We start from the raw sequence: 21,782 nt of genomic DNA, 5'->3' as shown, positions 1-21,782 counted from the left end.
TGCTCAATTTTTCATCACTCGCGTATGGCGTGCGCCTGTAGCGCTCCCAAATGATTGAACACGCGCCGCGCGCACGTTAACTCCCAAGCATCTGCACAAGGAATAGGCGCTTGAACTTCTCGCTGGGCGACAGACTCATCGACCCTCCGGTCTTGCTGGCCCCGCTCGCGGGAATCACGGATTTGCCCTTCCGCAGCCTTGTGTCGCGCTTTGGTGCGGGGCTGGTGGTGTCCGAGATGATCGCCAGTGGAGAGTTTCTCACCGCGCGGCCCGGCACGCGCGAGAAGGCGGAGTTGGGCGCCGGAATCGAGAACACCTCGGTGCAACTGGCGGGCCGCGCGCCCGAGCCCATGGCCGAGACGGCGCGGCATGTGGCGGGCATGGGCGCGAAGGTCATCGATATCAACATGGGCTGCCCGGCCAAGAAGGTCACCGGCGGCTGGTCGGGCTCGGCGCTGATGCGCGAGCCGGATCATGCGCTGCGGCTGATCGAGGCGGTTGTCGAGGCGGTCGATCTGCCGGTGACACTGAAGACGCGGCTCGGCTGGGACAGTGACTGCCTCAACGCCGCGCAGATCGCCAAACGGGCGGAGGCGGCCGGGGTGCGAATGATTGTCATCCACGGACGCACCCGCTGCCAGTTCTACAAGGGGGCCGCCGATTGGGCGGCGATCCGCGAGGTGGTCGAGGCCGTGTCGATCCCGGTGGTCGCCAATGGCGACATCGTGGATGCGGCCAGCGCGCGGGCGGCCCTCGGGGCCTCTGGTGCGGCGGGGATCATGGTGGGCCGGGGGGCACAGGGCGCGCCCTGGAGGTTGGCCCAGATCGCGGCCGAGCTTTACGGAACACCGGCACCTGACGTGCCGACAGGAAAGGCGTTTTATCAAATGGTCGCAGAGCATTACGAGGCAATGCTTTCGTTTTATGGCAAGGAGCTGGGTGGCCGTGTCTCGCGCAAGCACCTGGGGTGGTACATGGATCACGCCGCGCCCTCGGCGGATCTGCGCAAGCGCGTGCTGACCGCCCGCGAACCGGCCGAGACGCTGCACCTTCTCGACGCCGCGCTGGCCTGCGATCTGAAGGTCGCCGCATGAGCACCAACACCGAGCTCCTGACCCAGCTGTGGTCGTCGCTGCCGGTGCCCGCCGTCCTGCTCGATGCAGAGGAACGTATCGCCGACATGAACCCCGCCGCCGAGGGCTTCATGAACAACTCGGCGAAATGGCTCGTCGGCCAGCCGATCTGGGACCGTCTCGCGGTGGATGCGCCGATCGAGGAAAGCCTCGCCCGGGCGCGTGAGCATGGCACGCCGCTCTTCGTCAACGACGTCGATGTGGGTACCGGCAACCGCCCGCCGCTGGTGTGCAACCTGCAGCTCGCGCCGGTACAGAACTACCCGGGCTGGTTTATCATGCTGATCAGCCCGCGCGAGCTGGCCGGGCGGATGACCCAGAGCCATTCGGTGAAATCCGCCGCGAAATCCGCCATCGGCATGGCCGAGATGCTGGCGCATGAGATCAAGAACCCGCTTGCAGGGATCACCGGCGCGGCCCAGCTTCTGTCGATGAACCTGACCAAGGACGATCTCGAGCTGACCGATCTCATCGTCGCCGAGACCCGCCGCATCGTGAAGCTGCTGGAGCAGGTCGAGCAGTTCGGCAATCTCTCGGCGCCCGAGCGCAAGCCGGTGAACCTGCACGACGTGCTGGACCGCGCGCGCCGCTCGACCCAGCTCGGCGCTGGCGCGCACATGAAGTTCATCGAGGATTACGACCCCTCTCTGCCGCTGGCCTATGGCGATCCGGACCAGCTGCTGCAGGTGGTGCTGAACCTGCTGAAGAACGCCGCAGAGGCGGCCGACCCCAAGGAGGGCGGCACGATCCGTCTGCACACCTTCTTCGAGCACAGCTTCCGCATGCGCCGCCCGGACGGCTCGACCCAGAAGCTGCCGCTGCAGATCGAGGTCATCGACGACGGCCCCGGCCTGCCCGAGGACATCAAGGGCGACGTCTTCGACCCCTTCGTGTCGGGCCGCGAGAACGGCACCGGGCTGGGGCTTGCGCTGGTGTCAAAGATCATCTCCGACCACGACGGCTGGATCTCGGTGGATTCCGTCCCCGGCCGCACGGTCTTCCGCATTTCGTTGCCACGCGCCCCGCGCGAGATTGAGGAGAACAGGTAAATGGACGGCACCGTACTTGTCGCCGACGACGACCGCACCATCCGCACCGTGCTGACCCAGGCGCTGACCCGCGCTGGCTGCAAGGTGCACGCCACCTCTTCGCTGACCACGCTGATGCGCTGGGTCGGCGAGGGCAAGGGCGACGTGGTGATCTCCGACGTCGTCATGCCCGATGGCAACGGGCTGGAAATGCTGCCGAAGATCCACCAGGACAGGCCCGACCTGCCGGTCATCGTGATCTCGGCGCAGAACACCATCATGACCGCGATCCAGGCCGCCGAGGCCGAGGCCTACGACTACCTGCCCAAGCCCTTCGACCTGCCGGACCTGATGAAGCGCACCGCCAAGGCGCTCGACAACCGCAACCGCTCGGCCAAGCGCGAGGAAGTCTCCACGATCGGCGCCGACGGGCCGGACGAGCTGCCGCTGGTCGGCAAGACCCCGGCGATGCAGGCGCTCTACCGCCTTGTCGCCAAGGTGATGAACACCGACCTGCCGGTGCTGATCTCGGGCGAGAGCGGCACGGGCAAATCGCTGATCGCGCGCGCCATCCACGATTTCTCGGACCGTCGCACGCTGCCCTTCATCACGGTGACCGGCGCCGACCTGTCGGATCTCGAAGGCCCGGCGCGGGTGCTGGCGCGGGTCAAGGGCGGCACGCTGCTGATCGACGAGATCACCGACATCCCCGACGAGATCCAGGCGCGCGTCGTGCGCATGATGGACATCCCCGGCGAGCACGTGCCCCGCTTCATGGCCACCAGCCAGGGCGATCTGGCGCAGGCGATGGAGGAGGGCGCGGTGCGTCAGGACCTCTACTACCGCCTGTCGGGCGCGACCATCAATGTGCCGAGCCTGCGCGAGCGGGTCGAGGACATCGCCCTGCTGACCGAGCATTTCCTGCAGCGTGCCGAGCGCGAGGGGGCCTCCAAGCGGTGGCTGTCGAAGGATGCCGCCGAGCTCTTCCGCGCCTACAGCTGGCCCGGCAACGTGCGGCAGCTGGAAAACGCCGTGCGCCGCCTGAGCCTGACCTCTCGGGCCGAGGAAATCAGCCGCGCCGAAGTCGAGGCGGTTCTGGGCAATCAGCCCGACACCGGCCCGATCCTGCGCGGCGGCGACAGCGAGAAACTCAGCACCTCGGTGGCCCGCCACCTGCGCCGCTATTTCGACCTGCATGGCAACATGCTGCCGGCACCGGGGCTCTACACCCGCATCCTCAAGGAAGTGGAAGCGCCGCTCATCGAGATCGCGCTGGAAGCCACCGGCGGGAATCAGGCGAAATGTGCCGACCTGCTTGGCATCAACCGCAATACCTTGCGCAAGAAGATCACCGATCTTGATATTCGCGTGACACGGCGCCGCAAACTGATGTAAAACCGTCACAGGCATGTGGCCGCGATGCGCCGCCCTCGGGGCGGCGCATTCATTAGAAGCCACAGCACATGGCGACGCTGCCTCGAGCAGCCAATCAGTATGAGGTGAATCTGTGGCCACCCGGGCACGGAGCACGACTTGGGCGCGCATGAACAGGCTGCGCCGACAACGGCGCGTTCAGAACGTGGCGACGCTCGGGCTGGTTCTGCTCGGGCCGGTTCTGGCGGTGTTGACGTTTCTGGTGCTTGGCCCGCTCGGCAGCGGCGAGCGTGCGACGCAGCTGAGCCTGCGGCTCGTGCTGCTGGCCGACATGGTCTACGTGCTGCTGATCGCCACGTTGGTGCTGGCGCGGCTGGTGCGGATGATCTCGGAGCGCCGGGCGCAATCGGCAGGCTCGCGGCTGCACCTGCGCCTGACCGGGCTTTTTGCGCTTATGGCGCTGTTGCCCACGGTTACCGTCGCGGTCTTTGCCGTTCTCACCATCAACATCGGCCTCGAGACATGGTTCTCCAGCCGCGTGCAGAACGTGGTGGGAGCCTCGATGGCCGCCGCCGAGGCCTATGAAGAAGAGCAGCGCGTCGGGCTGATCGAGGATGTGCAGGCGCTGGCGCGTTTCGTCGACGGTGCGCGCCGGGCAAATTTCGCGCTCGATGACGGTGACGTGCGGCAGGTTCTGGGGCAGGGACAGGCGCAAATCCAGCGCGGCCTGCGCGAGGCCTACGTGATCGATGGTGGGGGCGAGATCCGCGCCCGCGGCGAGCGCTCCTATCTGTTCTACTACGAGCAGCCCACGGTCGCGCAGTTCGACCGCGCCCGGGCCGAGGGGCTGGTGCTGATCCCGGACTGGGACAACCACGAGCTGCGCGCGCTGGTGCCGCTCTCGGCCTTCGCGGACCGCTTCCTCTACGTCAGCCGCGTCGTCGACGGCAACCTGCTGAACCTGCTCGACGAGACGCAGGAGACCGCGCGTTTCTACCAGCAGCAGGAGACCGAGCGCGGCCGGAGGCTCTTTGATTTCGCGCTGCTCTATCTTGGCTTTGCGCTGCTGCTGATCCTCGCGGCGGTCTGGTTGGGTCTTTGGTTCGCCGAGCGCATGGCGCAGCCCGTGGGGCGGCTCACCGGCGCCGCGCAGCGGGTCGGGGCGGGGGACCTCGACGTGCAGGTGATCGAGGGCGATGGCGACGACGAGATCGCCATGCTCGGTCGCTATTTCAACCAGATGACCCGCCAGCTCAAGGGCCAGCGCGAGACCCTGCTCGAGAACACTCGCCAGATCGAGCGTCGCCAGCGGCTGTTCGATTCCGTGCTGTCGTCGATCACCTCCGGGGTGGTTGGGCTGGATGCCGAGGGCAGGGTGACCTTCGTCAACCGCCCCGCCGAGCGGCTGCTCGGCTGGCGCGAACCCCGCGCCGACGTGCCGCTGACCGTGGCTGTGCCCGAGTTCGGCCCGCTCTACGAGCGGCTGCGCGACAGCGGGCTCGAGACCGCGCAGGAAGAGGTGAAGGTCAGCCGCGAGGGGCGGCTCGAGCATCTTCTGGTGCGGTTTTCGGTGCGGCGGCGGCAGGACGGCGCGCTCGAGGGGTACGTTGTGGCTTTCGACGATGTGACCGATCTGGTCAGCGCGCAACGCATGGCCGCCTGGGGCGACGTGGCGCGGCGCATCGCGCATGAGATCAAGAACCCGCTGACCCCGATCCGGCTCTCGGCCGAACGCATCACCCGCAAGTTCTCGCGCCAGCTCGAGGCGGCGGACGCCGAGAAGCTGGCGCAGATGACCGAGGTCATCGTGCGCCAGACCGAGGATTTGCGCCGCATCGTCGACGAGTTCAGCAAGTTCGCCCGCATGCCGGAGCCGCAGCGCAAGCCCGAGGACGTGGTGGCGCTGCTGCGCGGCGCAGTGCTTTTGCAGGAGACAGGCCAGCCGGCGATCCGTTTCGTCAGCGACCTGCCGGCGCACGCCATGGCTGCCGAACTCGACGCCACCATGGTCGGCCAGGCGCTGACCAACCTGATCAAGAACGCCGGCGAGGCGATCGAGAGCCTCGGCGAGCAGGGTGCCCCCGAGGGTCACAGCCCCGAGATCCGCGTCAGCCTGACCGAAGAGGACGGGCGCGCGGTGATCCGCATCATGGACAATGGCATCGGCCTGCCCGAGGATCGCGCGCGGCTCTTCGAGCCCTATGTCACCACCCGCGACAAGGGCACCGGCCTTGGCCTGCCCATCGTCAAGAAGATCATCGAGGAGCACGGCGGAACGCTGGCGCTCGAGGACGCACCGCCGTTTGGCGGCGCGGACCATGCCGGGGCGATGGCGGTCATCCGCCTGCCGCTCGGCACAACCGGCGACGTGCCGGAGACGTCTGACAAGAGCATTTCGGAACTGGAGAGGCAGACATGAGCGACATCCTGATCGTCGACGACGAGCGCGACATCCGCGAGCTGATCGGGGATATTCTCGAGGATGAAGGCTACACCACCCGATTGGCCGGCAACTCCTCCGAGGCGATGAACGAGGTCAACTCCGAACCGCCCGCGCTGATGATCCTCGATATCTGGCTGAAGGACAGCAAGATGGACGGGATCGACATCCTCAAGACCGTCAAGCGCGACAATCCCGACATCCCGATCATCATCATCTCGGGCCACGGCAACATCGAGATCGCCGTCGCCGCGATCAAGCAGGGCGCCTATGACTTCATCGAGAAGCCCTTCAACATCGATCAGCTGCTGGTGGTGATCCGCCGCGCGATGGAAACCTCGCGCCTGCGCCGCGAGAACAGCCAGCTGCGCCGCCGCGAGACCGAGGTCGCGCAGATGATCGGTGAAAGCGCCATGTTCCGCGGTCTTGTCAGCCAGATCGACAAGGTCACCAAGTCCAACGGCCGGGTGATGCTCACCGGCCCCGCGGGCTGCGGCAAGGAAGTGGCGGCGCGCTTCATCCACGCCAATTCCGGCCGTGCCTCGGCGCCCTTCGTCACCGTCAATTGCGCCGGGGTGGCACCGGACAACATGGAGCAGATGCTGTTCGGCCGCGAGAGCGCCGAACGCGGCGTCGAGCCGGGTTTGCTCGAGCAAGCGCACGGCGGGGTGGTCTACTTCGACGAGGTCGCCGACATGCCGCTCGGCACCCAGTCGAAAATCCTGCGGGTGCTGGTCGACCAGAGCTTCACCCGCGTCGGCGGCGCCGACAAGGTGCGGGTGGACCTGCGGGTGATCTCCTCGACCAACCGTGACCTCGAAGCCGAGATCGCCGCGGGCACCTTCCGGCAGGAGCTCTACCACCGGCTCAACGTGGTGCCGATCGCCGTGCCCTCGCTCGAGGACCGGCGCGAGGACATCCCGCTGCTGGCGCGCCACTTCATCGAGAGCTTCAACCGCACCCAGGGCCTGCCGCTGCGCGAGCTTTCGGACGACGCGGTGGCGCTCTTGCAGACGATGATCTGGCCGGGCAACGTGCGCCAGCTCAAGAACCTGATCGAGCGCGTGCTGATCCTCGGCGACGGAAGTGGCCCGATCGAGGCGCGCGAGCTGCCGCAGGATGGCCCGGCGGGCGAGGACGAGGAGGGCCGCGTCGTGCTTTCGGGCACGCTGGCGACCCTGCCGCTGCGCGAGGCGCGCGAGGCTTTCGAGCGGGAGTACCTGCTGACGCAGATCAATCGCTTCGGCGGGAACATCTCGCGCACCGCGGCTTTCGTTGGCATGGAGCGTTCGGCGCTGCACCGCAAGCTGAAGTCGCTGGGCGTGGTCACCGGGGCGAAATCCGGCGGGCGCATCGCCTATATCGAGGAAGACCAGGTGACCCCCGCCTCCTGAGAGCGGCGCCGGATAAAGGGTTTAATTCCGGGACAGTTCCGCCTCGTGGGCGGGGCTGGAAACGCCCTGGGGGCGCCCGTGCATTGACCGCTCGCACCGGGCATGTCATGCCGGGCACACTCGGGGCCTCGGGCCAGCAATTTGGGCAGACGACATGAAAGTCATCATTTGCGGCGCGGGCCAGGTCGGCTGGCAGATCGCCCGTCATCTCTCGGGCGAGCGCAACGACGTCACCGTGGTGGACAGCAACCCCGACCTGGTGCGGCGGGCGACCGACACGCTCGATGTGCAGGGGATCGCAGGCTTCGCCTCCTATCCCGATGTGCTCGACAAGGCCGGCGCGCGCGACGCCGACATGATCATCGCCGCCACTTATTCGGACGAGGTCAACATGGTCACCTGCCAGGTGGCCCATTCGATCTTTGCCATTCCGCGCAAGATTGCCCGCCTGCGCTCGCAGAGCTACCTGACGGCGATCTACTCGGACCTCTATCGCCGCGACCACCTGCCGATCGACGTGGTGATCTCGCCCGAAAAGGAGGTCGCCGAGGCCGCGCTGCAGCGCCTCTCGGCCCCTGCGGCCTTTGACACCGAGCGCTTTCTCGAGGGCGGGGCGCAGCTTCTCGGCCTGACCATCGACGAGCATTGCCCGATCATCAACACGCCGCTGCGGCAGCTCTCGGACCTCTTCTCGACGCTGCGTTCGGTGGTGGTGGGCGTCCGCCGCGAGGGCACGCTGTTTGCCCCCGAGCCGCGCGACCAGATTTTCGTCGGGGATGCCTGCTACGTGCTGGTCCACGCCGACGACATCCAGCGCACGCTCGAGATCTTCGGCAAGGCGCAGCGCAAGCAAGAGCGGATCGTGGTGCTGGGCGGGGGCAACGTCGGCCTTGCGGTGGCGCGCGCGCTGGAAAGCCGTGCCGAGCGCATCCGCGCCAAGGTGATCGAGAAGGACCGCGCCGCCGCCGAACGCGCTGCCGACGCGCTGGAGCGCACCATCGTGCTGCATGGCGACGCGCTCGACACCGCGCTTCTGCGCGAGGCAGGCATCAGCCGCGCCGACGCCGTGCTGTGCGTGACCGACGACGAAAAGACCAATCTGCTGGCCGCCGTGCGCGCCAAGGCCGAGGGCTGCCCCATGGCCATCGCGCTGATCAACGACCCCACGCTGGTGCCGCTGATGGAGCCGATGGGGGTCGACGCCCACATCAACCCGCGCGCCACCACCGTCAGCTCGATCCTGCGCCACATCCGCCACGGCCGCGTGCGTTCGGTCTACTCGATCGGTGACGCCGAGGCCGAGGTGATCGAGGCCGAGGTGCTTTCGACCTCGTCCATCGCCGGGCGGATGATCCGCGAGATCGAATTCCCCGAAGGCGTGCTGGTCGGCGCGGTGATGAAGGACGGCGAGGTGATCAAGATCACCGGCGAGCTGCGCATCGAAGAGGGCGACCGCATCGTCATGTTCGCGCTGGCCAAGGACGTGCCGGAGGTCGAGCGGCTCCTGCAGGTCTCGATCGACTTCTTCTGAACGATGCGCACGCTCAGCCGCACGCCCCTTCTGATCCTGCTCGCGGGCATCGCCAGTGCTTCGATGATCGCCCCCGCCGCCGTGGCGCTGGCGCATGAGGAGTTCCACGACGCCCGCAGCTTCTTCTACGCGGGCATCGTCGGGCTGGTGCTGACCACGCTGATCGGCATCGCCCAAGCGACCCGGACCCATTACCGCTCGGCGCCGCGGCAGCTGCTGGCACTGCTCGCGACCTTCCTGCTGCTGCCTGCCATGCTCGCCGTGCCATTCCACGAGGCGGTGCGGACCACCAGTTTTCTCAACGCCTATGTCGAGATGGTCTCGAGCCTGACGACCACCGGGGCCACGCTCTTTGCCCCCGAGCGCCTTTCGGCGGCCGAGCACCTTTGGCGCGCGCAGGTGGGCTGGATGGGCGGGCTGCTGATCTGGGTCAGCTCGGCGGCGCTGCTGGCGCCGCTGACGCTGGGGGGCTTCGAGGTCACCGCCTCGGGTGAGCCCGGCCAGAGCGTTGACGCGGGCGCAGCGCGGCGCGACGTGACCGACCCGGCGCTGCGGCTTGCCGCCTCGGCGCGGGTGCTGGCGCCGATCTACGTCGGCCTGACGGTGGCGCTCTGGGTGATGCTGCTGATGGCGGGCGACCAACCGCTGGTGGCGCTCAGCCATGCCATGTCGACGCTCTCGACTTCGGGAATTTCTCCCATCGGCGGGCCGCAGACGGCGCAGAGCGGCATGGGGGGCGAGATGATCATCTTCCTCTTCCTGTTCTTCGCGCTCTCGCGGCTGACCTTCTCTGGTGACACGAAGGGTCTTGCGGGGTCGAAGCTGAGCCATGATCCCGAGTTCCGCCTGGGGCTGCTGATCGTGCTTGTTCTGCCCGCCGCGCTTTTCCTGCGGCACTGGATTGCCTCTTTCGAGATCGGCACAGAGACCAATCTCGCAGCCGGTCTGCGCTCGCTCTGGGGTGGGCTTTTCACGGCGCTTTCATTCCTGTCGACCACCGGATTCCAGAGCGCCGACTGGGGCGCGGTGCGCGGCTGGTCGGGGTTGCAGACGCCGGGGGTGATTCTGCTTGGGCTGGCGATCATGGGGGGCGGGGTGGCAACCACGGCCGGCGGCGTGAAGCTGCTGCGGATCTACGCGCTTTACCTTGCCGGCGTGCGCGAGATGGAACGCCTGGTGCACCCGCATTCGCTGGGCCGCTCCGGCGTCATGGCGCGGCGCATCCGCCGCCAGGGGGCCTTTGTCGCCTGGGTGTTCTTCATGCTCTTTGCCATGACGATCGCGGTTTTCTCGCTGCTCTTCGCCCTCTCGGGGCTGGATTTCGAGAACGCCATGGTCACCACCGTCGCGGCGCTTACCAACTGCGGCCCGCTGATCCGCGCAGCCGCCGAGCAGCCGATCCCGCTGAGCGAGATGGGCGACGCGGCAAAGGGGCTTTTCGTGGCGGCCATGGTGCTCGGACGGCTCGAGGTGCTGGGCATCATCGTGCTGCTAACGCCTGACATTTGGCGCGATTGAGCAGGGGCTTGCGGCGCCTTTGCGCTGAGCCCCGGCCGACCCGCCGCGGGATCGGTATTTTTGCTCTGGAAGTTCCGCAACTTGCGATACATACTCGCCAAGAACGAGGGAGCGCCTGAGAACGGCTGCAGCAAGAAAAAAAGGCTAAATTAATGGCTTCAGACAGACAAAATCTACAGGACGCATTTCTTAACCATGTTCGGAAAACCAAGGTTCCGGTTACGGTTTTCCTGATCAACGGTGTAAAATTGCAGGGTGTCATCACCTGGTTCGACAATTTTTGCGTTCTCCTCCGCCGCGACGGTCAGTCGCAGCTCGTGTACAAACACGCGATCTCGACCATCATGCCGTCGCAGCCGATCAACCTTTATGACGGCGACGATACCGCTTGAACGAACATGATCCGCATGTGACCCGCGCCTGGGTCCTGCACCCCGATATCAAGGCAGACCGTGATCGCCGCGATGCGGAGATGGCGCTTGAAGAAGGCGTGGCCCTGGCCGCCGCTCTCCCCGACCTCGAGGTCGTGGGGAGCGAGGTTGTGCCGCTGCGCGACCCGCATCCCGGCACGCTCTTCGGCTCCGGCAAGATTGCCGAGCTGAAGGAGCGTCTCAAGGAGGCCGAGGTCGAGCTGGTGCTCGTCGATGGCCCGGTGACGCCGGTGCAGCAGCGCAACCTCGAAAAAGAGTGGAAGGTGAAACTTCTCGACCGGACCGGGCTGATCCTCGAGATCTTCTCGGACCGCGCCGCGACCCGCGAGGGTGTGCTGCAGGTCGAGATGGCGGCACTGAGCTACCAGCGCACGCGCCTTGTGCGGGCCTGGACCCACCTCGAACGCCAGAGGGGCGGGCTCGGCTTCGTCGGCGGCCCCGGCGAGACCCAGATCGAGGCCGACCGCCGTGCCATCGACGAGCAACTCGTGCGGCTGCGCCGTCAGCTCGACAAGGTGGTCAAGACCCGCGCCCTGCACCGCAAGGCGCGCGCCAAGGTGCCCTATCCGATCGTCGCGCTGGTCGGCTACACCAACGCCGGCAAGTCGACCATCTTCAACCGGCTGACCGGGGCCGAGGTGCTGGCAAAGGACATGCTCTTTGCCACGCTCGACCCGACGATGCGGGCGGTGCAACTGCCGACGGGCATGGATGTGATCCTGTCCGACACGGTGGGCTTCATCTCCGATCTGCCGACCGAGCTGGTTGCTGCCTTCCGCGCCACGCTCGAAGAGGTGCTGGCCGCCGACCTCGTGCTGCACGTGCGCGACATCTCGCACCCGGGCACGATGGAACAGGCCGAAGACGTCTATGCCATCCTGCGCTCTCTGGGTGTCAACGAGGACGTGTCGCAGATCGAGGTCTGGAACAAGATCGACCAGCTTGATCCGGAGGATCGCGAGGCGGCGCTCGCCCGTGCAGCGCGCGACGAAGGCATCTTCGCGGTCAGCGCGATCACCGGCGAGGGGCTCGACGGGCTGCTCGAGGCGGTGACCGAACGGCTGCAGGGGGCCTCGATCGACGAGGACGTGCGGCTCGGCTTCGGCGAGGGCAAGCGCCGGGCGTGGCTCTTCCAGAAAGGGCTGGTGCTGTCCGAGGAGCAGGACGAGGAGGGCTACCTCCTGCACCTGCGCTGGACCGCAAAGGACCGCGCTCAGTTCGAGACGGTGTGACGCCTCTCCCTCAGGAAAGACGTGCCCCTAGAACAGGGGTTTGTCGGCGGCGAGGATCATCTTCGCCGCCTTCAGCCGTGCGCGCTGGCGCAGCGACGGATCGGCCGGCGTGCGCGCCCAGGTGCCGAGCGCATAGGCGCGCTGCGCGAAGAGCCGGGCGGCGGGAGCGGTGATCTCGTCGCCGTAGCCGCGCGCGAGAGCGGCGGCGAAGCGCGGGGCATCGGGCTCGGGCGCAGAGGCCAGCGCGTCGATCAGCAGGGCAACCAGATCGCGATAGGGGGCGTCGGGCGCATCGTTCTCGAAATCGAGGCCCCAGAGCGCGCCCTCGGCGCTGACCAGATTGGCAAGGTGCAGGTCGCGGTGGGTGACGGCGCGGGGGGCGGGCAGGCCACGGGCTTCTGAAAAGAGCGCTTCGAGCCCTGCAAGGGCGTGGGAAAAATTCTCGATGTCGGGAAAGGCGTCACCGCCCCTTTGTGCCCGCCGCAGCCGTCCGGCGAGCCAGTCAAGCTGTCCGCGCGGGCGCAGCTTGCCCGGCTCCAGCGTCGGGCGGTGCAGCGCGGCGAGCCAACTGCCCGCGGCCTCCAGATGCAGCTCGCACTTTTCGGCAGGCAGTTGCGGCCAGAGCTCGGCGAAGCTCGGGCCCGGCGCATAGGCCATGCCCAGCACCAGCCGCACGTCGTCGAAGAACAGCACCTCGGGTGCGCGCCACGGTCCTTCGTGCATCTGTGCGGCAACGGCGCGCTGCCGCGCGGCCTGCGCGCGGGCCTTCTCGGCAGAGGCAGGGGCGAAGACCTTGACCACCAGGTGTTCGCCGGGGTGGGCGGCGCAGAAGACCTGCGCGCGCATCGGACGGTCGAGGTTCTTAAGGCAGCCAAGTCCATAGGCGCGGCCGGGACGGTGGTGTGCCAGGACCTCGCGCGCCAGCACCTTAGCCTCAAGCCGGGTCAGGCGCGCGGGGTCGGTCACGGTTTCACCAGATGCGTCACGCCGACCGAGGCGGCGCGGGCGAGGTTCTCGTCCAGCGACATGGGGATGTATTCGCCGCGGCGCCAGAGCGTGCCCATGTCGTCGTAATGGCGCGACAGCAGGTGGCCCGACTCGCCGGTCGAGATGACGAAGACCGAGCTGTCGGGATCGGCGAAATCATAGACCCCGCGGTAGGTGGCGCCATGCACGTTGGCAAAGGGGTCGGGGCCGCTCCCTGCGGTCACGCCGCGCTGCAGGGTGAAATCGCCGCCCGAGGTGGTCTGGCGGATGTTGACGAAATAGTTCAGCAGCGGCACGTCGCCCAGCACGCTGTGCTTGTGCGTGACCTGGTGCGCATCGCCCCAGCGCAGGCTCTCGAGCTGCGTGCCGTAGCGCTCGCCGACCCAGACCAGCGCGTCGTCCAGCGCCATGCGGGCGATGTCGGTGCAGGTCTCCTTGGGGGCCGAGCGCAGCACGTCGCACCATTTTCCGGCACCGCCGATGTTGCGGAAGACGCGCTCGATGAAAAGCGGGTCGACATGGGTGTATTCATCCGCCAGCGGGCCGATCTCGTCGCGGATCAGCCGGTCCTGCAGGGCGCGCAGCCAGGCGGCGTAGATCAGTGGCTCGGGCATGTGCTCGTTCATTTCGCCGTTCCACTCGGCCAGCAGGTCGAGCGCCCGCTCGCGCTGGCGCAGCGGGGTGCCCTCGGGGGCGGCCTCGCCGGTGAACCAAAGGTCGCGGCCGATGAGCGGCAGCAGCGTGCGCGCGGCGGGCGAGACGGTGTCGAGCTGTGCCTCGATGAAGCTGTCGCGGGTGTGCACCTCGCGGCCCTGCATCAGCGCGCTCCAGCGCATGATCCGCTGGCTGTCGCCCCAGTCGAAGCTGACGTGATGGGGGAAGGGGCGGTCGACGATCTTGTTGTTGGTATTGCCCAGAATGCCGCCCTTGGGGTCCTTGAACACCGGGTTGTCGCTGTCCGGCAGAATGCCCTGCCAGCGGTTGGCGGCGATCCAGCCGGGGCTCGGCATGCGGCCCTGCGTCTGGCTCTGCGGGTCGCGCTCTGGCATGGCGCCGATCAGCTTCATCGCGATATGCGCATCGTCGACCAGGGTCAGCATTTGCGAGGGGGCGACGAAGGCCTTGCTGGCCTCGAGCGCCTCATCGACGTTCTGCGCCTTCATCAGGCCGATGGCGGCGGTCATCGAGCTGTCGCGGTCGCTGAGCGCGGTCCAGGCAAGCGAAACCACGTCGCCCTGCGGGGTGATCCGGTCAAGGTCGAACGCCTTGCGCGGCAGCACCGGGCCATTGTCGGTCCAGCGCAAGGTGAGCGTGACCGGCGGCGCGCCCTTGATGTCGACGATCGAGCGCCGGGTGCGGAAATTCTTGAACCCGTCGGGCGTGCGGTAGCGCTCGGGGTTCTCGGGGTCCAGCTCCTCGATATAGAGGTCCTGGTCGTCGAGGTAGGACGAGGTGAGGCCCCAGGCGATATGCTCGGAGCGGCCGAGCATGACCGCGGGCACGCCGGGGATGGTGCCGCCAATGACGCCGCCGGTCGAAAGCTGCAGGCGTGCGAGATACCAGGTCGATGGCGCGGTGAAGCCGAGATGCGGATCGTTGGCCAGCAGCGTACCGCCTCCCGCGGAGCGGTCCGGCGCCGCGGCCCAGGCGTTGGAGGCGCCGGCCATGCCGCGCGGCGCGACGGGCATCATCGCGGGGGAGGGGCGGCTTGCCTCGGCGAAGCGCGGCAGCCGCTTCTCCGGAAAGAGCGCGGCGTATTCCGGCAGCTCGGCGATGGCCGGGCCGGGGATGTCGGGCAGGATGTCCTGGATCATCTCGGGCTCGGGCAGGGCAAGCGAGGTGCGGGCGCGCAGAATTTCGTCGCGGAACTGCCCCGAGAGCTGCAGGGCCATCAGCTTGACGATGGCCAGTGAATCCGCTGGCTGCCAGGGCGCGATCGGGGCGTTGAAGAGGAAGAACTCGGGCGCGCCACGGCCAAGGCTGTCGGAGTTGATCTCGTCGATACGCGCGTTGACCCCGGCGGCATAGGCTTCGAGCGCGTCGCGTGTCTCACCGTCCTGCGCTTCCACCGAGAGGCGCGCCTGGGTGTAGAGGTCGAGCCGGCGCATCAGCGTGTCGGTGTCGACGGTGCGGCGGCCAAAGAGCTCGGACAGGCGGCCCTGCGCGGTGCGACGCAGCAGGGTCATCTGCCACAGGCGGTCCTGCGCGTGCACGTAACCAAGGCCGAAGAAGACGTCGCGGTCGACTGGCGCGAAGATATGCGGCACCCCGGCGTTGTCGCGGACGATCTCGATGTCGCCGGCGGTGCCCGAGACCTCAAGCGTCTTGTCGTAGTCGGGCAGCGAGCGCGAGGCCAGGTAATAGGCCAGCGAGACGCCGACGACGGCCAGCAGGATCGCCACGCTGACGAGCCTGAGAAGCCAGCGGAAGAGTGTTGCCATGTTCTGCCCCGAGTTTGCCCGCTTGGATTGCCCGCTCTTGACGGGCTTACCCAAGACCCGCCCCCTTGCCAAGGGGCGGGCGAGGCGCGACAACTCCCGCAACGACAAACGTAACAGGAGGTTGATCCATGGCGAAATGCGCATTTCTGGGGCTTGGCGTGATGGGGTACCCCATGGCGGGGCATATGGCCAAGGCCGGTCACGAGGTGACCGTCTACAACCGCACCGCCGCGAAAGCCGACAAATGGGTCACCGAATTCGGGGGCAATATGGCCCCGACGCCGCGCGAGGCGGCGGAGGGCGCCGATTTTGTCATGGCCTGCGTCGGCAATGACGACGACCTGCGCGGGGTCTGCCTCGGCAAGGACGGGGCCTTTGCCGGCATGGACGAGGGCGCGGTCTTTGTGGATCACACTACGGTGTCGTCGATGGTCACCCGCGAGCTCTGGCACGTGGCCAAGGACAACGGCTTCGGTTTCGTCGACGCGCCGGTCTCAGGTGGCCAGGCGGGCGCCGAAAACGGCCAGCTGGTGGTGATGTGCGGGGGCGACCAGGGCGACTATGACGCCGCCGAGCCGGTGATCGACGCCTATGCCAAGATGTGCAAGCGCCTCGGCGACAGCGGCGCGGGCCAGCTGTGCAAGATGGTCAACCAGATCTGCATCGCCGGGCTGGTGCAGGGGCTCTCGGAGGGCCTGGCCTTCGCCGAGAAGGCGGGGATCGACGGGCGCGCGGTGGTCGAGGTGATCGGCGGCGGCGCGGCGGGCTCGTGGCAGATGGTGAACCGGTTCGAGACGATGCTCGACGACAAGTTCGAGCATGGCTTCGCGGTGGACTGGATGCGCAAGGACCTTGGCATCTGCCTTGCCACCGGCAACGAGATCGGCGCCTCGCTGCCGGTGACGGCGCTGGTGGACCAGTTCTACAAGGACGTGCAGTCCATGGGCGGCGGCCGCTGGGACACGTCCTCGCTGATCAAGCGTCTCAAGGCCTTCGACTGAGCCTCAGTAGCTCGCGTGCGGGGCGGTCTCTGGTGCCGCCTCGCCAAGCGCGTCGGCGGCCTGCGCCTTTGCGGCACGGGCAGCCCCGGCCAGAAGGCCAACGTCGTTGGGGCCGACGATGAAGCGATACCCCGCCTCGCGCAGCTCGCCGTAGCCTCGGCCCGGACCAGCGACGCCGGTGATCGTGCCGAGCAGAAGCCCGCCGTCGAGCGCCGCCTTTTCCGCCTCGGCGATCTTGGCGCGGACGTCGGGGTGCTCGGTCTGCTCGAGCAGGCCCATGGAGGCGGCAAAATCGTTCGGGCCGACGAAGGCCATGTCGATGCCCTCGACCTTGGCGATCTCGGCGACTTCCGCGACCGTGTCCACATGCTCGACCTGCGCCATCAGAAGCAGCTCTTCATGCGCGTTGGCGCCATAGCCGGGCAGGTTGCCCCAGTTGGTGGCCCGTACGATGGGGGCGGCGTAGCCCCGCCGTCCGCGCGGCGCGTAGAGGCAGTAGGACGCGATCTCGCGCGCCATCTCGGCGGTATGCACCATCGGCACCATGATCGAGCGGGCGCCGCGGTCGAGCGCGCGCTTCAGCGTCGCCTCGGATGCGTCGGGCACGCGGATCACCGCCTCGCCGCCGGCCCCCTCGACCGCGCGCAGCAGGTTCAACCCCGCCTCGAGCCCCGCCGAGCCATGCTCGCAATCGATCACCAGCACGTCCCAGCCGCTGTAGACCAGCAGCTCGGCCACCTCGGGCGAGCCCAGCTCGAACCAGGCCGCGGTGACCGTTTCTCCGGCCCTGAGCCGCGCCTTGAGCCTGTTTCTTCCGGTCATGAAGTTCTCCTCGTCTGTGCCGCGGCGATGTGTCCGGGGCAGGTCGGGCCGAGTTGAATACGCAGCGCGACGCAAGGTCAATAGATGTGGTATACCAAAAATGCGCGGGCGGGATCACCGGGGTCCGCGGCGGGCACGGCGGGTGTCTAACGCGGGGCGCCGCGACCGCGCGAGATGGCGGCAGCCCTGTGGATGAAATCATGCGGCCGTCACATTCCATATTGTCATTGGGGCGGCGATGCCCCTATGGTACCCATTAGGCCAGTGGGTTTTGCGCCCTCCGCGTGACACTGTGCCAAAGAGTTTCGCTGCTTCGGAGCCGTCCGCCACAGGACCCCGGGCAGACCGATCAGGCCGCAAGGCCAAGCACATTGCCCGGACCGCCCAAGGCGACGGGCCGCAACAAGGCACCGCGAGGCGTTTCGCCCTGACGGTGTCGGAGAAGAACCGCGATGAAGCGCGCGACGCAGATCAGGCACCTGGGCGAAGACAGATTGTCTTCCCGTGCCTGCGCGCCGCTCACCGCCCAGACAAGCCACGCCACATCACCTCGCAGCCCGGCTCCGCCCGGGTGTCTGGCGCATGTGCCGTGCACACGGAAAACATGGCAAAGAAAATGCTCATCGATGCCACCCACGCGGAAGAGACCCGCGTTGTGGTGGTCGACGGAAACAAGGTCGAGGAATTCGATTTTGAATCGGAAAACAAGCGCCAGCTAGCAGGCAATATCTACCTGGCGAAAGTCACCAGGGTCGAGCCCTCGCTGCAGGCAGCCTTCGTGGATTACGGCGGAAACCGCCACGGCTTCCTCGCCTTCTCGGAAATCCATCCCGATTATTACCAGATCCCCGTTGCCGACCGTCAAGCGCTGATGGAGGAAGAGGCTGCGCTGGCGGCCGAAGAGGACGAGGACGACAAGGAAAAGTCGCGCTCGAAGAACGCGCGGTCCCGCACCCGCCGCTCGCGCTCGCGCAGCAAGGCGGAGCAGGCGAGCACCGGCGACAAGCTGGTCACCGGCGAAGTCTCGGAAGAGGTCACGGGCGACGTGTCCGAGGGCATCTCGGGCATGGAAACCATCGACCTCGGGGATGATGTTCTCGACACGCGCGACGACGAAGGTCTGTCGCCGATGGAAACCGTAGCCGAAACACCGGTCGAGGAGCCCGTCGCCGAAGAGACCGATCTGAAGGCGCCGGACGAAGCCCCCGAGGCCGACGATCAGGACGATGACCACGAGCTCGACGCGGCGAAGTCGGATGACAGCATCGAGTCCGTCGCCGATGACGACACCGAGGAAGACATCCGCCCGGCGCGCAAGCCGCGGGCGCGGAAGTACAAGATCCAGGAAGTCATCAAGGTCCGCCAGATCCTGCTGGTGCAGGTCGTCAAGGAAGAGCGCGGCAACAAGGGCGCGGCGCTGACCACCTATCTGTCGCTCGCCGGTCGCTACTGCGTGCTGATGCCGAACACCGCCCGTGGCGGTGGCATCTCGCGCAAGATCACCAATGCTGCCGACCGCTCGAAGCTGAAGGAGATCGCGCAGAGCATCGACGTGCCGAAAGGCGCGGGGCTGATCATCCGGACCGCTGGCGCCAAGCGCACCAAGACCGAGATCAAGCGCGACTACGAATACCTGCAACGCCTCTGGGAGCAGATCCGCGAGCTGACGCTGCAATCGGTGGCGCCCGCGAAGATCTACGAAGAGGGCGATCTCATCAAGCGCTCGATCCGCGACCTCTACAACCGCGAGATCGACGAGGTGCACGTGGAAGGCGAGCGCGGGTACCGCAACGCCAAGGACTTCATGAAGATGATCATGCCGTCCCACGCGAAGAACGTGAAGCACTACCTCGACCCGATGCCGCTCTTCGCGCGCTACCAGGTCGAGACCTACCTCGGCGGCATGTTCAACCCGACCGTGCAGCTGAAGTCCGGCGGCTACATCGTGATCGGCGTCACCGAGGCGCTGGTGGCGATCGACGTGAACTCGGGCCGGGCCACCAAGGAAGGCTCGATCGAGGAGACCGCGCTGAAGACCAACCTGGAGGCCGCCGAAGAAGTGGCGCGCCAGCTGCGTCTGCGTGACCTTGCCGGGCTCATCGTCATCGACTTCATCGACATGGAAGAGCGCAAGAACAACGCCGCCGTCGAGAAGAAGCTGAAGGACAAGCTCAAGACCGACCGCGCCCGCATCCAGGTCGGCCGCATCTCGGGCTTCGGCCTTCTCGAGATGTCGCGCCAGCGCCTGCGCCCGGGCATGATCGAGGCCACCACGCAGCCCTGCGCGGCTTGCCACGGCACCGGGCTGATCCGCTCGGATGACAACATGGCGCTGAACATCCTGCGCCAGATCGAGGAAGAGGGCGTGCGCCGCCGCTCCCGGGAGGTGCTGGTGAAATGCCCGGTGGGCATTGCCAACTACCTGATGAACCAGAAGCGCGAACACGTCGCCCAGATCGAGGCGCGCTACGGCATGGCCGTGCGCATCGAGGGGGACACGCATCTTGTCAGCCCCGACTTCTCCATGGAGAAGTTCAAGACCGCGACGCGCAACGTGCCCGAAGTGGTTGCGCCGGTCGTCTCGGCGACCGCCTCGCTCATGGACCAAGTCGACGAGGATTACCCCGGCGAGGAAGACGAGGACGAGGAACTGATCGAAGCGGAGGCAGAGGCCAAGGCACAGTCCGAGGCCGACAGCGACAATGGGTCCGGCGACAATGGGTCCAGCGACGAGGATTCCGACGGCAAGCCCAAGAAGCGCCGCCGCCGCCGCCGCCGCTCGCGGTCGAAGAACCGGGATGGCCAGAACGGCGACGAGACCGGTGCTGACGACGAGGGCAACGGCGAGGCCAAGCCCGAGGCGGACGGCGAAGCGGTGCGCCAAGTGGCCGCCGCGGAGATCGCCGAGGCTGCGGCAGAAACTCCGGCAGAAGCTCCGGCAGAGGCTCCGGCTCAAGCCGAAGCCGCGGATTCTCCCGCCGCCGAGGAGGCGCCCGCCGAGAAGCCCAAGCGCACCCGCCGCTCGCGCAGCCGAAAGAAGGCCGAGCCCGAGGTGACCGAGGTCGCCACCGAGGAAGCGCCGGCTGAAACCCCGGTCGAAGCCCAGCCCGAACCGGGTGTGGTCGAAGCTGCGGGTGAAGCGCCGGTCGAAGCCGAGGCCCCCGCAGAGACACCGGTGGAACAGCCGGTTGCCGAAGAAGCGGCTGCGCCCGCAGAGGTGACCGAAACCGCCGTCAATGCACCGGTCGCTGAGGCGCCTGCAGAGGCCGCCGGGGAAACGTCCAAGGACACCCCGGTCGAAACCGAGGTCGAAGCCCCGGTTGCCGACGAGGTGGCTGAAGAGGTCGCTGAAGTGCCCGTCGCCGAGGAGGCCAAGGCCGAGCCCGAGCCCGAGCGCACCCCGGAGCCCGTCGCCGCCGAGGCGGACGACGCGTCCAAGCCCAAGCGCAGGGGCTGGTGGAGCCGCTGAGGCCGCGCCGACAGAGCTAGAGAAAACGCCCCGGCCCGAGCGCCGGGGCGTTTTGCGTTTCGGAACCGTCGCTCGCGGGGCAGGCGGCGCGGGCGGGGCGTGGCCCGCGCACATCATTTCAGACGGGGAACGCAGACGTGAGGCGCTGCCGGGTGACGAGGCGCGCCTGATCGCCTATTCGGAGGGCATGTTCGGAATCGAGATCATCGACGCAAGCCTGCTCCCTGCCATGATCGTGGCGCTTTTCGGGGGGGTTATCTCGTTCCTGAGCCCCTGCGTTCTGCCCATCGTGCCGCCCTATCTCGCCTTCATGTCGGGCGTGTCGCTGCAGGAGATGCAGGCCGGAGGCAGCGCCCGCTGGCGCGCCTTCATAGCGGCGCTCTTTTTCGTGCTGGGGCTGTCGACGGTCTTTATCCTGCTGGGCTTCACCGCCTCCTGGCTCGGCACCTTCTTCTTGCAGAACCAGATCCTTCTGGCGCGGATCTCGGGTGTGGTGGTGATCGTCTTCGGACTGCATTTCCTGCATGTCTTCCGCATTCCCTTCCTCGACCGCGAGGCGCGGCTGGACGCGGGCGAGGCGGGCGGCTCGGCTTTTGGCGCCTACCTGCTGGGCCTCGCCTTCGCCTTCGGCTGGACGCCCTGCATCGGCCCGCAGCTCGGCGCGATCCTGTCGCTCGCCGCGACCGAGGCCTCGGTCGCCCGGGGCACGCTGCTGCTGGGTGTCTACGCGCTCGGTCTGGGGCTGCCGTTCCTGCTGGCGGCGATTTTCCTGAGCCGTGCCATGGGGCTGATGAACCGGCTCAAGCGCCACATGAAGACCATCGAGCGGGTCATGGGCGTGCTGCTCATCGTTGTCGGCCTCGCGCTGCTGACCGGCGCCTTCTCGGCCTTCTCCTTCTGGCTTCTCGAGACCTTCCCGGCGCTCGGCCAGCTCGGCTGATCCCGAGCCACACCCGCCCCGCCTCGTTTCACCACCATCTT

15 protein-coding genes are annotated in these 21,782 nt (G+C 67.4%); 12 read left to right on the top strand and 3 right to left on the bottom strand.

What is annotated here, in order from left to right:
* Positions 1–110: 110 nt before the first annotated feature.
* The 9 genes from dusB (at position 111) to hflX (ending at position 12,081) form a co-directional block, all read left to right on the top strand.
* Positions 111–1,094, top strand: coding sequence for a tRNA dihydrouridine synthase DusB (gene dusB, locus G0Q01_RS01255; protein ID WP_108965808.1), 984 nt, complete (start codon positions 111–113; stop codon positions 1,092–1,094).
* On the top strand, positions 1,091–2,182 hold the full coding sequence (locus G0Q01_RS01250; RefSeq protein ID WP_108965806.1) for a nitrogen regulation protein NR(II): 1,092 nt from the start codon (positions 1,091–1,093) through the stop codon (positions 2,180–2,182). The genes dusB and G0Q01_RS01250 overlap by 4 nt, the downstream gene beginning before the upstream one ends.
* Positions 2,183–3,556 carry a sigma-54 dependent transcriptional regulator gene (locus G0Q01_RS01245; RefSeq protein ID WP_108965804.1) on the top strand — a complete coding sequence of 458 codons (1,374 nt, stop codon included), beginning with the start codon at positions 2,183–2,185 and terminating at the stop codon, positions 3,554–3,556.
* Positions 3,557–3,704: 148 nt separating this feature from the next.
* Positions 3,705–5,954, top strand: a complete 2,250-nt coding sequence (locus G0Q01_RS01240; RefSeq protein ID WP_164196930.1) for a PAS domain-containing sensor histidine kinase — start codon at positions 3,705–3,707, stop codon at positions 5,952–5,954.
* The gene (locus G0Q01_RS01235; RefSeq protein WP_164196931.1) at positions 5,951–7,369 is read left to right on the top strand and encodes a sigma-54 dependent transcriptional regulator; all 1,419 of its coding nucleotides are present in this window, start codon (positions 5,951–5,953) and stop codon (positions 7,367–7,369) included. The genes G0Q01_RS01240 and G0Q01_RS01235 overlap by 4 nt, the downstream gene beginning before the upstream one ends.
* A 154-nt stretch (positions 7,370–7,523) precedes the next feature.
* A complete protein-coding gene (gene trkA / locus G0Q01_RS01230; protein WP_108965798.1) occupies positions 7,524–8,900 on the top strand; it encodes a Trk system potassium transporter TrkA in 1,377 nt (458 codons plus the stop codon).
* Positions 8,901–8,903: 3 nt separating this feature from the next.
* The gene (locus G0Q01_RS01225; RefSeq protein WP_164196932.1) at positions 8,904–10,418 is read left to right on the top strand and encodes a TrkH family potassium uptake protein; all 1,515 of its coding nucleotides are present in this window, start codon (positions 8,904–8,906) and stop codon (positions 10,416–10,418) included.
* A 152-nt stretch (positions 10,419–10,570) separates the two neighbouring features.
* Positions 10,571–10,810 carry an RNA chaperone Hfq gene (gene hfq / locus G0Q01_RS01220; protein WP_092420842.1) on the top strand — a complete coding sequence of 80 codons (240 nt, stop codon included), beginning with the start codon at positions 10,571–10,573 and terminating at the stop codon, positions 10,808–10,810.
* A gap of 17 nt (positions 10,811–10,827) precedes the next feature.
* Positions 10,828–12,081, top strand: coding sequence for a GTPase HflX (gene hflX, locus G0Q01_RS01215; RefSeq protein ID WP_164197049.1), 1,254 nt, complete (start codon positions 10,828–10,830; stop codon positions 12,079–12,081).
* A gap of 27 nt (positions 12,082–12,108) precedes the next feature.
* Here the strand turns inward: hflX and G0Q01_RS01210 are convergent, their stop codons facing one another.
* Both G0Q01_RS01210 and G0Q01_RS01205 read right to left on the bottom strand, forming a co-directional pair.
* A complete protein-coding gene (locus tag G0Q01_RS01210) occupies positions 12,109–13,047 on the bottom strand; it encodes a phosphotransferase (RefSeq protein ID WP_164196933.1) in 939 nt (312 codons plus the stop codon).
* Complete coding sequence (locus G0Q01_RS01205; RefSeq protein WP_164196934.1) at positions 13,044–15,509, bottom strand: penicillin acylase family protein; 2,466 nt, start codon at positions 15,507–15,509, stop codon at positions 13,044–13,046. The genes G0Q01_RS01210 and G0Q01_RS01205 overlap by 4 nt, the downstream gene beginning before the upstream one ends.
* 128 nt (positions 15,510–15,637) lie before the next feature.
* On the opposite strand from G0Q01_RS01205, the gene G0Q01_RS01200 reads away from it, so the two are divergent.
* Positions 15,638–16,510 carry an NAD(P)-dependent oxidoreductase gene (locus G0Q01_RS01200; protein ID WP_164196935.1) on the top strand — a complete coding sequence of 291 codons (873 nt, stop codon included), beginning with the start codon at positions 15,638–15,640 and terminating at the stop codon, positions 16,508–16,510.
* A 3-nt stretch (positions 16,511–16,513) separates the two neighbouring features.
* Here G0Q01_RS01200 and G0Q01_RS01195 read toward each other — a convergent pair whose 3' ends face one another.
* Positions 16,514–17,332, bottom strand: a complete 819-nt coding sequence (locus G0Q01_RS01195; protein WP_164196936.1) for an HpcH/HpaI aldolase/citrate lyase family protein — start codon at positions 17,330–17,332, stop codon at positions 16,514–16,516.
* A gap of 604 nt (positions 17,333–17,936) precedes the next feature.
* Between G0Q01_RS01195 and G0Q01_RS01190 the strand changes: the two genes are divergently transcribed.
* Together G0Q01_RS01190 and G0Q01_RS01185 are read left to right on the top strand one after the other, a co-directional pair.
* Positions 17,937–20,801, top strand: coding sequence for a ribonuclease E/G (locus tag G0Q01_RS01190; RefSeq protein ID WP_164196937.1), 2,865 nt, complete (start codon positions 17,937–17,939; stop codon positions 20,799–20,801).
* Between the two features lie 187 nt (positions 20,802–20,988).
* Positions 20,989–21,741, top strand: coding sequence for a cytochrome c biogenesis CcdA family protein (locus G0Q01_RS01185; protein ID WP_164196938.1), 753 nt, complete (start codon positions 20,989–20,991; stop codon positions 21,739–21,741).
* Positions 21,742–21,782 lie beyond the last annotated feature (41 nt).

This window comes from Salipiger sp. PrR007, assembly GCF_010499845.1.
In the GTDB taxonomy this organism is placed as follows: Bacteria; Pseudomonadota; Alphaproteobacteria; order Rhodobacterales; family Rhodobacteraceae; genus Salipiger; species Salipiger pacificus_A.
The sequence above is the reverse complement of the archived record's forward strand: the minus strand, read 5'-3'. Positions and strand labels throughout refer to the sequence as shown.